The sequence below is a fragment of the Luteibacter sp. UNCMF366Tsu5.1 genome (assembly GCF_900119235.1).
In the GTDB taxonomy this organism is placed as follows: Bacteria; Pseudomonadota; Gammaproteobacteria; order Xanthomonadales; family Rhodanobacteraceae; genus Luteibacter; species Luteibacter flocculans.
The window spans coordinates 1,310,247-1,323,815 of the sequence record NZ_FPIS01000001.1; the positions used below are offsets into that span (position 1 = coordinate 1,310,247).

Annotated in this window: 14 protein-coding genes; all 14 read left to right on the top strand. The window is 67.9% G+C overall.

The window, feature by feature from the left end:
• The first annotated feature begins 25 nt into the window (after positions 1-25).
• Complete coding sequence (locus BT115_RS05865; RefSeq protein ID WP_072321545.1) at positions 26-1,252, top strand: beta-ketoacyl-ACP synthase; 1,227 nt, start codon at positions 26-28, stop codon at positions 1,250-1,252.
• Positions 1,252-2,478 (top strand): beta-ketoacyl-[acyl-carrier-protein] synthase family protein, encoded by a 1,227-nt coding sequence (locus BT115_RS05870; RefSeq protein ID WP_072321546.1) that lies wholly within the window; start codon positions 1,252-1,254, stop codon positions 2,476-2,478. Before BT115_RS05865 ends, BT115_RS05870 begins: the two co-directional genes overlap by 1 nt.
• Entirely contained in the window at positions 2,475-3,200 is a 726-nt protein-coding gene (locus BT115_RS05875; RefSeq protein ID WP_072322277.1) for a beta-ketoacyl synthase chain length factor, read from the top strand. Before BT115_RS05870 ends, BT115_RS05875 begins: the two co-directional genes overlap by 4 nt.
• A complete protein-coding gene (locus tag BT115_RS05880) occupies positions 3,176-3,964 on the top strand; it encodes a lysophospholipid acyltransferase family protein (RefSeq protein ID WP_072321547.1) in 789 nt (262 codons plus the stop codon). The genes BT115_RS05875 and BT115_RS05880 overlap by 25 nt, the downstream gene beginning before the upstream one ends.
• A complete protein-coding gene (locus tag BT115_RS05885; RefSeq protein ID WP_072321548.1) occupies positions 3,961-4,230 on the top strand; it encodes a phosphopantetheine-binding protein in 270 nt (89 codons plus the stop codon). The genes BT115_RS05880 and BT115_RS05885 overlap by 4 nt, the downstream gene beginning before the upstream one ends.
• The gene (locus tag BT115_RS18860) at positions 4,218-5,390 is read left to right on the top strand and encodes an ApeI family dehydratase (RefSeq protein WP_072321549.1); all 1,173 of its coding nucleotides are present in this window, start codon (positions 4,218-4,220) and stop codon (positions 5,388-5,390) included. Before BT115_RS05885 ends, BT115_RS18860 begins: the two co-directional genes overlap by 13 nt.
• Positions 5,383-6,336, top strand: a complete 954-nt coding sequence (locus BT115_RS05895) for an LpxL/LpxP family acyltransferase (RefSeq protein ID WP_072321550.1) — start codon at positions 5,383-5,385, stop codon at positions 6,334-6,336. The genes BT115_RS18860 and BT115_RS05895 overlap by 8 nt, the downstream gene beginning before the upstream one ends.
• Positions 6,326-6,787: an acyl-CoA thioesterase gene (locus tag BT115_RS05900; protein ID WP_072321551.1), complete on the top strand. Its 462-nt coding sequence runs from the start codon at positions 6,326-6,328 to the stop codon at positions 6,785-6,787. The genes BT115_RS05895 and BT115_RS05900 overlap by 11 nt, the downstream gene beginning before the upstream one ends.
• Positions 6,784-7,506, top strand: coding sequence for a class I SAM-dependent methyltransferase (locus BT115_RS05905; protein WP_072321552.1), 723 nt, complete (start codon positions 6,784-6,786; stop codon positions 7,504-7,506). The genes BT115_RS05900 and BT115_RS05905 overlap by 4 nt, the downstream gene beginning before the upstream one ends.
• A complete protein-coding gene (locus tag BT115_RS05910; protein ID WP_072321553.1) occupies positions 7,503-8,684 on the top strand; it encodes a beta-ketoacyl-[acyl-carrier-protein] synthase family protein in 1,182 nt (393 codons plus the stop codon). Before BT115_RS05905 ends, BT115_RS05910 begins: the two co-directional genes overlap by 4 nt.
• The gene (locus BT115_RS05915) at positions 8,681-9,154 is read left to right on the top strand and encodes an ApeP family dehydratase (protein WP_072321554.1); all 474 of its coding nucleotides are present in this window, start codon (positions 8,681-8,683) and stop codon (positions 9,152-9,154) included. The genes BT115_RS05910 and BT115_RS05915 overlap by 4 nt, the downstream gene beginning before the upstream one ends.
• On the top strand, positions 9,151-9,879 hold the full coding sequence (gene fabG, locus BT115_RS05920) for a 3-oxoacyl-ACP reductase FabG (RefSeq protein ID WP_072321555.1): 729 nt from the start codon (positions 9,151-9,153) through the stop codon (positions 9,877-9,879). Before BT115_RS05915 ends, fabG begins: the two co-directional genes overlap by 4 nt.
• Positions 9,880-9,950: 71 nt before the next feature.
• A complete protein-coding gene (yccS, locus tag BT115_RS05925; protein ID WP_072321556.1) occupies positions 9,951-12,068 on the top strand; it encodes a YccS family putative transporter in 2,118 nt (705 codons plus the stop codon).
• Between the two features lie 135 nt (positions 12,069-12,203).
• Positions 12,204-13,361, top strand: a complete 1,158-nt coding sequence (locus BT115_RS05930) for an isovaleryl-CoA dehydrogenase (RefSeq protein ID WP_072321557.1) — start codon at positions 12,204-12,206, stop codon at positions 13,359-13,361.
• Positions 13,362-13,569 lie beyond the last annotated feature (208 nt).

Consider the following 13,569-nt stretch of genomic DNA (forward strand, 5'->3'; position numbering starts at 1 on the left):
CCATCGTCTCAAGGGAGCACGCGGCATGAAGCGCGTCGTCGTCACCGGCATCGGCGGCATCACGCCGCTCGGCCACGACTGGGCCACCATCGAGACGCGGCTGCGCCGCTTCCGCAACGCCGTGCGCCGCATGGGCGAATGGGATTACTTCGACAAGCTCAACGGCCGGCTCGGCGTCCCCGTGGACGATTTCACCCTGCCGCCGCACTGGTCGCGCAAGCACGTACGTTCCATGGGTCGCGTGGCGCAACTGGCCGTGGCGGCCAGCGAACGCGCACTGGCCGATGCCGGCCTGCTGGGCGACGAGCGCATCGGCGATGGCCGCATGGGCGTGGCCTACGGCTCCTCGGGCGGCAGCATCGAACCGGCGCGTACCGTGGGTCACATGCTGGAAACCGGGTCCATGCAGGGCGTGACCGCCACCAGCTACATCCAGATGATGGCGCACACCACCGCGGTGAACGTCGGCGTGTTCTTCGGCCTCAAGGGCCGTGTCATCACCACGTCCAGCGCATGCACGTCGGGCAGCCAGGCGATCGGCTACGGCTACGAGGCGATCCAGCAGGGCAAGCAGTTGCTCATGCTGTGCGGTGGCGCGGAAGAACTCTCCGGTCCCGGCGCAGCCGTGTTCGACACCTTGTTCGCCACCAGCACGCGCAACGACACGGCGGATCTCACGCCCCGCCCGTTCGATGCCGGACGCGACGGCCTCGTGGTCGGCGAAGGCGCCACCACGCTCGTGCTTGAAGAGTACGAGCACGCCGTGGCGCGCGGCGCGCGCATCCTGGCCGAAGTCGTCGGCTTCGGTACCAATTCCGATGGCGCACACATCACCCAGCCCACGCGCGAGACGATGGCGGCCGCGATGCGCATGGCGCTCGCCGACGCACATCTGCCCGCCACGGCGATCGGCTACGTCAGCGCACACGGCACGGCCACCGACCGCGGCGATGTCGCGGAGAGCCACGCCACGGCCGATGTGCTCGGCGGCGGCGTACCGATCAGCTCCATGAAAAGCTACGTAGGCCACACGCTGGGTGCGTGCGGCGCGCTGGAAGCATGGTGGGCTATCGAAATGATGCGCGGCGGCTGGTTCGCGCCGACGATCAACCTCGACACGCCCGATCCCGAATGCGCCGCGCTGGACTATCTCACCGGCGAGGGCCGCGAGATCCGCACCGAGTACGTGATGAGCAACAACTTCGCCTTCGGCGGCATCAACACCTCGCTGGTCTTCAAGGCGTACGCCTGATGCGGCGCGTGGTCGTCACCGGCATGGGCGCGGTGTCCTGCCTCGGTGCAGGCCGGCGCGCGCTGTTCGACGGATTGCGCGCGGGACGCGCGGGTTTTCGTGCCATGCCGGAGTTCACCGCGCTCGGCATGGGTTGCCAGGTCGGTGCGCCGGCCGATATCGCCGACCTCGAACCACCGCCGCGCAAGCTCCGCCGCTATCTGCCGCAAGCCGGCGAGTTCGCCTGGCACGCCACACGCGAAGCGCTCGCCGAAGCCGGCCTCGACGCGGTACGCGTGCGCGAACGCGACGTGGGCGTGGTGATGGGCGGTGCCGCGGCGCTCAGCGAATACGAGGCAGGCCTCGACGTCTTCCACGCGAAGGGCATCGGTCGGCTCTCGCCGTTCATCGTGCCGCGAAGCATGGGGAGCGCCATTACCGCCACGTTGACTCAGGCATTCGGCTTCGGCGGTCGCGGTTTCACCGTCGGCTCCGCGTGCACCAGCGCCGCTCATGCGATCGGCCAGGCGATGGAATGGATCCAGCTCGGCCGCCAGGAGATCGTCGTCTGCGGCGGCGCGGAGGAACTGCACGACAAGGCCGCCATGTGCTTCGACGTGATGAACGCGCTGTCCACGACGAGCGTCGCGGGCCAGCGGGTGTCCACGCCGTATGCCGCGGATCGCGACGGCATCCTGCTCGGCGGCGGTGCCGGCGTGCTCGTGCTGGAATCGCTGGACCACGCGCTGGCGCGCGGCGCCCACATCCTGGCCGAGATGGCCGGCTACGGCGCAGCCTCCGACCCCGACGGCATGATCAGCCCGGCAGCCGATGGCATGGCCGAGGCGATGCATCAGGCCATCGATCTCGCGGGCGTCCTGCCCGACTACGTGAACACGCATGCATGTGCCACCGTGGCAGGCGATCTCGCCGAATGGGAGGCGCTGCGCCGCGTGTTCGGCGAGCGCGGCGCACCCGTGCCGCCGATGTCTTCGATCAAGGGCCTGATCGGTCACGCGCCAGCCGCGGCGGGCGCACTCGATGCCATCGCCTCCATCGCCATGCTGACCGAGGGCGTGCTGCTGGGCGGTGCGACGCCGGTTCGGCGCGATCCTGCGTTTGCGGACGCACCACTGATCGAGGGCGAACGCGTCCTTGCCGTCGACACCATCCTGTCCAACACCTTCGGCTTCGGTGGCAGTTGCGCCGCGCTTACCCTCCGCCGTTTCGACGAGCAAGCCACGTGATCGAGCTTTGCATCGACGCATGGCGCGCCTGGGCACCCGGTGTGGAAGACGCCGCCGCCTGGGCCGCCTGGGCGGATGCACCGTACGCCATCGTCGATCACGGCGAACAACCGGCCTGCGATTTCGTCCCGCCGATGCAGCGCCGCCGGCTGAGCCGCCTGGCGCGCATCGTGATGCACACCGCCTGGCCGCTGTGCGACGACGACGAGCAACTGCCCTTCGTGTTCGCGTCCCGCCACGGCGAGACCACCCGCACCTTCGCGATGCTCGACGAGATCGGACGAGGCGCGCCGCTCTCGCCGACGCAGTTCGGCCTGTCCGTCCACAATGCCATTGCAGGCCAATGGTCGATCCTGCGCGGCCAGCGCGGGGAATCGATCGCCCTGGCCGGCGAGGCCGACACGTTCGAGCACGCCATCGTCGAGGCCGCCGCCCTGCTGGCGGACGGTGCGCCATCCGTGCTCGCCGTCATCGCCGAAGAACGGCCTGCCACCGCCTATGACGGATGGATCGACGACGTGCCGTTCTCGTATACGCTGGCGTTGCGGCTGTCGTTGGCGGGGCCCGGCCCGCGCTGGCGGCTGTCGCTGCGCGCCCATGACGGCAGCGCGGCGGGCGACGACCTGCCGCACGCCCTGCGCTTCGTCCGCGCCATGCATCACGGCGCGCCCCTCGACCACCCGTGGAAAACACGACGATGGACCTGGCAGCCGATAGCGTGACCCGCCGCCGCGACGCCTGGGCGTGGCGCTTCGTTTTCACGGCACTGAGCTTCGCGCTGTTCGGCATCGGTGGCGTGCTGCTGCGTGTGCTTATCCTGCCGGTCGTGCTGCACTGGCCCGGTCCGCCGGCACGTCGGCGCCGCCGCGCGCGGCGCACGGTAGGTCGCGCCTTCTGGCTGCATTCGCAGTTTATGTATCGCACTGGCGTGCTCGACTACCGTTTCGAAGGGCTCGAACGCCTGGGACGCCCGGGGCAGATGATCGTCGCCAACCACCCGTCGCTCATCGACGTGGTGTTCCTGCTCGGCCACGTGCCCGACGCCAATTGCATCGTCAAGCACAGCCTGTGGAAGAACCCTTGCATGCGCGGACCGGTGACGGTGGCGCAGTACATCAGCAACGACGGCAGCGCCGAGATGCTCGACCGCGCTGCCGACGTCCTGCGGGAAGGCCAGACGCTGATCGTGTTTCCCGAGGGCACACGCACCACGCCCGGCGAGCCGCCCGTATTTCACCGTGGTGCCGCGGCCATCGCCGTGCGTGGCGCGCGCGTCATCACGCCGGTCTTCATCACCGTGCGGCCCACGACGCTGACCAAGGCCGAGCCGTGGTATCGCGTGCCGCATCGCCGCGTGCGCATGCATCTGCGCGTCGGCGACGACATTCCAGTGGAGGCCTTCAGCGAAGGCGCTCCCGCGCCGATAGCCTCGCGCCGCATCAACGAACATCTCCACGCGCTCTACGCCAGGGAACTTCAGGCATGACCGATCTCGAACGCGACATCGCCCGCCTCATCATCGATACGCTCGCGCTGGAACATCTCTCCGTCGACGACATCGCCCCGGACCAGCCGCTGTTCGGCCAGGGCCTGGGGCTGGATTCCGTGGATGCGCTGGAACTGGCACTGGCGTTGCAGAACCGCTACGGCCTCGCCATCGCGTCGGACTCCCGCGAGGCGCGCCGCCATTTCGAAACCGTACGCAGCCTCGCCCTTTACGTGCAGGCGAGCGAGTCGTCATGCGCAAGCTGAGCGATCTCATCCTGCTGGTGGTGGGGGTGCTCTACCCCTTCATCGTGTATTTCGGCATGGACCACGTGTCGACGCCGTTGTTCGGCCTGATCCTCGGCGCACTGTGGCTCGTGCGCGCCCCCGCGCTGATGCGCCAGCCGGGCGGCCGCTGGATGCTCGGCATAACCCTCGTGTACTGCGCGGTGCTGGCCTTCGGTGGCGAGGAGCATCTGCTGCGCTGGTATCCCAGCCTCATCTGCGCGCTGCTGCTCGCTGCCTTCGGCCTGAGCCTGAAATTCGGTCCGCCGATGATCGAGCGCATCGCGCGTGTCACCGAGCCCGACCTGCCGCCGGTCGCCGTACGCTATACACGCCGGGTGACCTGGGTATGGGTGGCATTTTTCGCCTTGAACGGCACCGTGTCGGGGCTGCTGGCCGCATGGGGCCCCTTGTCGTGGTGGACGTTCTACAACGGCATCCTCGCCTACTCCGTCATGGGTGTCCTTTTCATCGGCGAATGGATCCTGCGCCAGCGCCTGCGGCGGCGGATCAACAAGGCGCCCATGGACGGCGCGGCGACGCGGCTCGCATCGCATCCCTGGGTGGCGGCAGCGGCGGGCGGTTATGCCGGCAAGGTCGGCCCGGGCATGGTGGTGGCGCTCAGTCCCTCGGGCCGAACCGCGCTGCTGCGCCATGGCCGCGCAGGCGTCGTGAACGAGTTGGGCCAGCACGCCGCAGGCGACGACCCCCTGTCCACCCCGATGGCGTGGCGTTTCGTAGAGCAACTGCCGGAGCCGGGCGAGACCGATGCGTTGCTGCGCGCGCCCCTGCCGACGGTAGCCACGGTCACCTCCGAGCGGCGGGAGGACGACAGCTACGTCCTCGAATTGGTGCTTCCGCTCGATCTCGCCTGCTTCGCCGAACACTTCCCCGATGCGCCGGTGCTCCCGGGGGTGATGCAGATCGGCTGGGCACTCGACTTCGCCGCCACTCGCCTGGGCACGCCCCGTACGTGTCGCGCCATCGACGCATTGAAGTTCCAGCGGCTGCTGCGACCGGGCGACACGCTGCGCCTGACGCTTCGCCACGATGCCGCGCGCGGTCGACTGCATTTCGCCTACGCCGTGGGGGACGCGCCGGCGTCTTCGGCGCAGCTCCGCCTGGAGACAGCGCATGCCTGACGCCGCAGCGACGGGACACTGGACCGCGCAGAAAGAACGCGGCAGCTTCCTCGGCATGAAGCTCACCGCCATGGCGATCCGCGTACTCGGGCGGCGCATCGTGTCGCCGGTCATCGCGCTCGTGGTGCTGTATTTCTTCGCGACAGGACGCGCGGCACGCCAGCACGTCGCGGAATACCAACAGCGCCTCGCCGCGTGGAGCGGCCGCACCGATCTGTTCCCCCGTGTCCGCCCCGTGCTGGCGCAGTACTTCGCCTTCGGCGAATGCATGCTCGATCGCTTCGACGTATGGCGCGGCAAGCTGCGCCTGTCCTCGGTAGACATGGACGATCCGGACGGTGTGCGCAACGCGTTGCTGTCGGGTGGACGCGGGCAGTTGCTGGTGTGCACCCATCTGGGCAACCTCGACGTCTGCCGCGCCATGGCCGAACTGGGCGAAGGCGTGATGCTGAACGTGCTGATGCACCTGCCCAACGCGGCGCATTTCAACCGACTGCTCGGCGAATCGGGCGATCGTCGCCTGAACCTCATGCACGTGGGCGACCTCGACACCGCAGCGATGCTCGACCTTGCGCAACGTCTCGATCGCGGCGAATGGATCGCCATCGCAGGCGACCGCGTGCCGGCGCATGGCGGCCGCACCGTCGACGCGCCGTTCCTCGGCTCCCCCGCGCCGTTTCCACAGGGCCCGTGGCTGGTCGCGGCGATGCTGCGCTGCCCGGTCAACCTGGTCTGCTGTCTGAAGTACGGCAAGCGCTACCGCATCCATCTTCGCCGCTTCGACGACGCGGCCACCTGGGAACGTGGCCATCGCAGCACGATCATCGCGAACGCCGTCAGCCGCTACGCTGCCTGGCTCGGCGAACGCTGTCTGGCAGCACCGCTGCAATGGTTCAACTTCCACGCCTACTGGCACGCTACCCACGGAGCCGCCGATGCGCGCTAAAGGTGTGTACGCCACCGAGATCGATCTCGTGGTGCCGTTCTTCGACGTCGATTCGATGGAGGTGGTCTGGCACGGCCACTACGTCAAGTATTTCGAGGTGGCGCGCTGCGTCCTGCTGGACGAACTCGGCCACAACTACGTACGCATGAAGGATGCCGGCTATGTCTGGCCCATCATCGACCTGCAGGTCCGCTACGCACGCGCCGCGCGCTTCGGCCAGGCGCTTCGCGTGCGCGCCGAACTCGTGGAATGGCAGAACCGCTTGAAGATTCACTACACCGTCAGCGATGCCGCGACGGGCGAACGGCTCACGCGCGGCAGCACCGTGCAGGTCGCCGTGAGCCTTGCGAATGGCGAAATGCAACTGGTGTCGCCTGCCGTGTTCGTCGACGACATCGAGCGGCAGCTCGCCGCCGCGTCGTCCCTCCCCGCACCTGGAACCCACGCATGAAGTACGCCAGCGCCACCTACGTCGAGGAAACCCGCATCGGTTTCGTCTTCCTGCGTACGCATACCTGGCAACACCATGTGCTGCGGGTCGCCATCAACGATCTGAAACGCCTCGTCGGCGATCCGCCCGTCAGCGGCGGCACCTTGCTCGACGTGGGTTGCGGTCAGGGTCGTTCCTTCCGCCTGCTGCGCGATGCGTTCGCGCCGCGACGCTTGATCGGTCTCGACGCCGATCCGCACAGCGTGGCGCTGTCAAAGGCGGAGGCGGAGCGCGAAGGCATCGACGCCACACTGCTGCTGGGCGATTGCGCACGCATCGATCTTCCCGACGCGAGCGTCGACGTCCTCTTCTGCCACCAGACCTTCCATCACCTGGTGGAGCAGGAACGTGCGCTGGACGAATTCTGGCGTGTGCTTAAGCCCGGCGGCCTGCTGCTGTTCGCCGAGTCGACCAAGGCGTACATCGACACCTGGGTGATCCGCTGGTTCTTCCGCCACCCGATGCACGTGCAGAAAAGCGCCGACGAATACCTGGCGATGCTGCGCCAGCGCGGTTTCGTGTTCGATCAGACCAACGTCTCGTTGCCGTACCTGTGGTGGAGCCGCGCGAAAGATTTCGGCCTGCTGGAGCGCTGGGGTCTCAAGGCGCCACCGCCGCCCGGCCGGCGCGAGGAAACCCTCGTGAACGTGGCAGCACGCAAGCCGCTCGCCGACGCATGAGCCAGGCGTACCTCAACGCACTCGGCATCGCCTGCTCGCTGGGTGTCGGCAAGGCCGCCGTCGCGGAGGCGCTGTTCGGCGCCGCGACGCACGGTCTGCGCTCCATCGAAGGCTGGGTGCCCGGACGTTCGTTGCCTCTGGGCGAGGTCGGCGCGGCGCTGCCGCCGGTGCCGGAAGGTCTCGCGCATCGCGACACACGAAACAACCGCCTGCTGCTGCTCGCCGCGCAGGAGATCGAAAGCGACATCCGCGCCGCCATCGCGCGCTTCGGCGCGGCACGCGTGGCGGTTGTCGTGGGCACGAGCACCACGGGCATCGAAGAGGCCACGGCGCAGATCGCCGCGCGCGCGGTCCATGGTTCCTGGGCGGACGATTACCGTTACAGCGATCAGGAACTCGGCGCACCGGCCGCGTTTCTCGCCGAATGGCTGGGCGTGGCGGGGCCCTGCTACGCGATCTCGACGGCGTGCACGTCCGGCGCACGAGCGCTCATCAGCGCGCGGCGCTTGCTGAAGCTGGACCTGTGCGATGCCGTGATCTGCGGCGGCGCCGATACGCTGTGCCGCCTCGCCACGCATGGCTTCCACGCGCTGGAAGCCACCTCGCCCGAGCGGTGCCAGCCGTTCTCCCGCGAACGCCGGGGCATCAACATCGGCGAGGCCGCTGCCCTGTTCCTGATGACCCGCGATGCCGCGCCGGTCGCCCTCGTCGGCGGCGGAGCCAGCTCGGACGCGTACCATATGTCGTCGCCCGTACCCGATGGACGTGGCGCCAGCGACGCCATGCACCAAGCTCTGGTCATGGCAGGCATCGACCCAGGAACGATCGACTACGTGAACCTGCACGGCACGGCTACCGAGCACAACGACGCCATGGAAAGCCATGCCATGGCGGACACCTTCGTCCGCGCCGTGCCCTGCTCGTCCACCAAGGGGCTCACCGGCCACACATTGGGTGCGGCAGGCGCACTCGAAGCGGGATTCTGCTGGCTCGCGCTGCACGACCCGCAGCGACGACTTCCACCGCATGCGTGGAATGGCGAAGCCGATCCCGCCCTGCCCCCGCTCGCGTTCACCGAAAAGGGGGCGTCGCTGCCTTCGGGCCAGCGTTATCTCATGAGCAACTCCTTCGCGTTCGGTGGCAACAACGCGAGCCTGATCCTGGCAGGTGACGTATGACGCTTTGGCCGATCGAAACGCTGTTGCCGCACGCTGGCACGATGATCCTGCTCGACCGCGTCGTGACCTGGGAGGCGGAACGCATCGTCTGCGAGCGGACCGTGCGGCGTGGCGATGCGTTCGTGGAAGCCGCAGGCTTTCCCGCGTGGGCGGGCGTCGAATTGATGGCCCAGACCATCGCCGCATGGAATGGCTGCCAGGTGCTTGCCGCCGGCGGTGACATTCGGCCCGGTTTCCTGCTCGGCACGCGCACCTACCGCGCGGATGTGGACGCCTTCCCTCTGGGCGCGCGCCTGGTCATCGAAGCAGTGCGCAGCTTCCACGACGACGACGGCATGGGCGGTTTCGCCTGCCGCATCGACGCGCCGGGCATGCACGCCGAGGCGCGCCTCAGCGTCTTCAGCCCGCCTGACCCCACGCCATTCCTCGATCCCCGCAACAACCTCGATTCCAACGGAAGCCTTTCATGACCGATACCGTCCTCGTCACCGGTTCCAGCCGCGGCATCGGCCGCGCCATTGCGCTGAACCTCGCCGATGCCGGCTATGACCTCGTCGTGCACTGCCGTTCGCGTCGCGACGAAGCCGAAGCCGTCGTCGCCGAGATCGTGGCGAAGGGCCGCGCCGCGCGCATCGTTCAGTTCGACGTGGCCGATCGCGCCGCGACGGCGGCCGCCCTGGAAGCGGACGTCGCGACGCACGGCGCTTACTACGGCGTGGTCTGCAACGCCGGCCTGACCCGCGACGGCGCGTTCCCCGCACTCAGCGGGGACGACTGGGATCAGGTATTGCGCACGAACCTCGACGGCTTCTACAACGTGCTGCATCCGCTGGTGATGCCGATGATCCGACGCCGAGCCGCCGGACGCATCGTCTGCATCACCTCCGTGTCCGGACTTGTCGGCAACCGCGGGCAGGTGAACTACAGCGCGTCCAAGGCCGGCGTTATCGGCGCCGCGAAGGCGCTGGCGGTCGAACTTGCGAAGCGCAAGATCACCGTGAACTGCGTAGCCCCCGGCCTCATCGATACCGACATGCTCGAACCCGAAGTGCCGGTGGAGCACATCCTCAAGGCCATTCCCATGGAACGCACGGGAACGCCGGAGGAAGTGGCCGCGGCCGTCCGCTTCCTGCTGAGCGCCGAAGCGGGTTACATCACCCGCCAGGTGCTCGCCGTCAACGGCGGCCTGTGCTGAAAAACGCGGCGCGATAGCCTTCCACGGTGGCGCGCCGCGAAGCGGCGCCGTCATCGCGATAAGCTACCTCCATGCGTTTCCTTCACCGCATCGCCCAATCGGATCGTTTCGCCGACGTCGTCCGCGTCTTCCTGGCGCATGCCGGCATCGTCGCCCTGTGCACGTGGCAAGGCGATGCCGGAGCCATCGTCCCGGCCCTGCTCGGTGCCATCGCATGCGCGCTGGCCGAAACCGACGACGCTTGGCGCGGACGGTTGCGCGGCTTGCTCGTCACGCTGGCCTGCTTTGGCGCCGCGGCGACCATCGTCGAGGCCACCATCGGCTCCCCTCTCCTTTTTGCGCTGCTGTTGCCGGTCGGCACGTTCGGCCTCGTGATGCTCGGCGCCGCGAGCGGACGCTACGCGACCATCGCCACCGCGACCCTGATCCTCTCGGTCTATACGATGATCGCCTCGGACGCGGTGCACGCCGGGCAGCATGAAGGACTCGGCACACTCGCGATCCTCGGTGGCGCGGCGTGGTACGGGCTGCTCTCGCTGCTGTGGAGCGCCTTCGCACCGCAACGGGCGCTACGCCACGCGCTGGCCCGCCTGTTCGAGTCGCTCGCGGCGCTGATCGACGCCAAGGCCGCCCTGTTCGAACCGGTCCACGACCTCGACCGCGACGCCCTTGCCGTCGAGTACTCGCGACGCAACCGACTCACCGTCGATGCACTGGGCGCCACCCGTGCCGCGCTGCTGGATCGCATCGGTCACCGCCAGCCGCGCGGACGCTCCGCCGCGAGGCTGGCCATGTTCTTCGTGGCGCAGGACATCCACGAACGCATCACCTCGTCGCACTACCCGTACGACGAGATGGCGGAAGCGCTTTATCACAGCGACGTCATGTTCCGTTTCGGCCGCCTGCTTCGCCTTCAGGCCATCGCCTGCCGCAGGCGCGCCGATGCGGTGCGCCACGGTGCGCCCATCGGTACGATCGCCTTGCCGCGCGCCGCCCTCGACGACGTGCGCAACGCCGTGGCGCACTGCCGCCGTACCCAGACGTTGGCACGGACGCTCGATGACGCGCTTACCGCGCTCCTCGACAACATGGAACGACTGCAGGAAGCCATCGGTGACGAAGGTGCCCTGCGCGAAGGCACCGACGTATCGCTGCAGGACAGCGAGCCGGAGTCGGTGAGTGAGGCGTTCGCACGCATTCGCGTCCGCCTCGATCGCCGCTCCATGCATTTCCGCCATGCCATGCGCCTGGCAAGCGGCATGCTTGCCGGCTACCTCGCCATGCGTCTGCTGCATCCCACGCACGGCTACTGGATATTGATGACGACGCTGTTCGTCTGCCAGCCCAGCTATGGCGCGACGCGCCGACGCACCCTGCAACGCATCGCCGGTACCACCGCCGGGCTCGTCGCCGGCTGGGCCATGCTGCAATTGTTGCCCGGCGGCGAGTGGCGACTCCCCGTGCTGGTGGCGACCGGCGCGGCTTTCTTCGCTTTCCGCCTGCGACGCTACACGCTGGCGACCGCCGTCATCACCTTGTTCGTGCTGCTGTGCTTCGATCTCGTCGGCGCGGGCTACGACGCCATCGGCCCGCGGCTGCTCGACACGCTGCTGGGCGCCTTGATCGCCATCGCAGCCATTCGTTTCGTGCTGCCGGACTGGCGCGTGCGGCGTCTCGAAGACATCGCCGCGGATGCCCTGCAAGCGTATGCGCGCTACCTGCGCGTCATCGCGGCGCAGTACGCCACCGGCAGGCAGGACGACCTGCCCTATCGCATCGTTCGCCGCGACGCGCATGCGGCGCAGGCCGCGGTCGCGGGCAACGTGGCGGAACTGCTTGCAGAGCCGGGCCACTCCAGCGAGCGCGGCGAGCAGGCCTTGCGTCTGCTTGCCGCCCTGCAGGCGGGCCTGTCCCATCTGTCGACGCTGGGCGTCCACCGGCGAGCGCTGCCCGCGAACGAATCGGCCGTGGTCGATGCCCTGTGTTCGGCCGTTGCCGACCGCTTCGACGAGCTGGCGGTGGCCGTTCGCCAGGGAAACGTGCCGTCGATCCCCTCGAAGCCTCTCGCGCTACCAGAGCCCGTAACGACCGAACCTTCCCCGGCCATGCGCCTCGTCGCCGATCAATGCCTGCTGCTGATCCGCGTCAACGAGAAAGTCGCAGCCCTTTTCGTCACGTCGGTGCACTGACCTATCTTGATGCCGGCAGGCGGGCAGCGCGCAGCTCGCCATGGCGATCGAACGACCTTTGCTGCGTCGCGCCGTGGCTTGGCTGCCCCCGCACGCTACGATGGGCAGCTTTTCTCGCCCCCCGGAGTTCCACGCATGCGCCCGTTTTCCCTTGGTGAAGACCTCGACCTCCTGCGCGAAAGCGTGCACGCCTTTGCCGAGAAGGAAATCGCGCCGCGGGCGGATCGCATCGACCGCGAGAACGTCTTTCCGGAAGACCTCTGGCTGAAGCTCGGCGAGATGGGCCTGCTCGGCGTCACCGTGCCGGAGGAATACGGCGGTTCGGGACTGGGTTTCCTGGCTCACATGGTGGCGATGGAGGAGATCTCCCGCGCCTCTGCCTCGGTGGGTCTGTCCTACGGTGCGCATTCCAACCTCTGCGTGCAGAACATCTATCACAACGGTAACGAGGCGCAGCGGCGCAAGTACCTGCCGAAGCTCACCAGCGGCGAGTGGGTGGGCGCGCTGGCGATGAGCGAACCGGGCGCCGGCTCCGACGTCGTGGGCTCGATGAGCTGCCACGCCGAGCTGGTGGGCGACGTGTGGGTCGCCAACGGTACGAAGATGTGGATCACCAACGGACCCGATGCCGACGTGCTGTTGGTTTACATGCGCACCGCGCCGCGTCCTGCCGGCAGCCGTTGCATGACTGCCTTCATCATTGAAAAGGGCATGAAGGGTTTCTCCACCGCGCAAAAGCTCGACAAGCTCGGCATGCGTGGCTCCAACACCTGCGAACTGGTGTTCGAGAACTGCGAGATTCCCGCCGAGAACATCGTCGGCGAAGTGAACGAAGGCGTGCGCGTGCTGATGGGCGGTCTCGACACCGAACGTCTCGTGCTCTCGGGTGGCCCCATCGGCATCATGCAGGCCGCGGTCGATCTGGTGCTGCCTTATGTGCGCGAGCGCAAGCAGTTCAACGCACCGATCGGCACCTTCGGCATGATGCAGGCGAAGGTCGCCGACATGTACACCGCGCTGCAGTCGTCGCGTGGCTTTGCCTACATGGTGGCGCAGCAGTTCGACAACGGCGTGAAGTCGCGTATCGATCCGGCGGCGTGCCTGCTCAATGCATCCACCAATGCGGTGAAGGTGGCGCTGGAGGCGATCCAGGCGCTCGGCGGCAACGGCTACATCAACGAGTACCCGGCCGGCCGCCTGCTGCGCGACGCCAAGCTCTATGAAATCGGCGCGGGCACCAACGAGATCCGCCGCATGCTGATCGGCCGCGAACTGTTCCACGGCAAATCCTGATCCGCCGCCGGGCAATGTGGGAGCCGCTATATCGCGGTGCGAAACCTACGAAGCGAAGGTAGGGGCCACCCTGGTGGCGAAAAGCCAACGAAGCGGTGTAGCCGAGAGGCGAGCTCCCATCGCCAGCAAGCTGGCTCCCACCCGCAGGTTCCCATCGCCCAGATCACCCAATATCAAGGAAACCGAACAGATGTGGGAGCCGCTATAG

Coding starts and splice junctions, on each gene's coding strand:
- BT115_RS05865 (WP_072321545.1), top strand. CDS start 26: ATGAAGCGCGTCGTCGTCACCGGCATCGGCGGCATCACGCCGCTCGGC.
- BT115_RS05870 (WP_072321546.1), top strand. CDS start 1,252: ATGCGGCGCGTGGTCGTCACCGGCATGGGCGCGGTGTCCTGCCTCGGT.
- BT115_RS05880 (WP_072321547.1), top strand. CDS start 3,176: ATGGACCTGGCAGCCGATAGCGTGACCCGCCGCCGCGACGCCTGGGCG.
- BT115_RS05885 (WP_072321548.1), top strand. CDS start 3,961: ATGACCGATCTCGAACGCGACATCGCCCGCCTCATCATCGATACGCTC.
- BT115_RS18860 (WP_072321549.1), top strand. CDS start 4,218: ATGCGCAAGCTGAGCGATCTCATCCTGCTGGTGGTGGGGGTGCTCTAC.
- BT115_RS05895 (WP_072321550.1), top strand. CDS start 5,383: ATGCCTGACGCCGCAGCGACGGGACACTGGACCGCGCAGAAAGAACGC.
- BT115_RS05900 (WP_072321551.1), top strand. CDS start 6,326: ATGCGCGCTAAAGGTGTGTACGCCACCGAGATCGATCTCGTGGTGCCG.
- BT115_RS05905 (WP_072321552.1), top strand. CDS start 6,784: ATGAAGTACGCCAGCGCCACCTACGTCGAGGAAACCCGCATCGGTTTC.
- BT115_RS05910 (WP_072321553.1), top strand. CDS start 7,503: ATGAGCCAGGCGTACCTCAACGCACTCGGCATCGCCTGCTCGCTGGGT.
- BT115_RS05915 (WP_072321554.1), top strand. CDS start 8,681: ATGACGCTTTGGCCGATCGAAACGCTGTTGCCGCACGCTGGCACGATG.
- fabG (WP_072321555.1), top strand. CDS start 9,151: ATGACCGATACCGTCCTCGTCACCGGTTCCAGCCGCGGCATCGGCCGC.
- yccS (WP_072321556.1), top strand. CDS start 9,951: ATGCGTTTCCTTCACCGCATCGCCCAATCGGATCGTTTCGCCGACGTC.
- BT115_RS05930 (WP_072321557.1), top strand. CDS start 12,204: ATGCGCCCGTTTTCCCTTGGTGAAGACCTCGACCTCCTGCGCGAAAGC.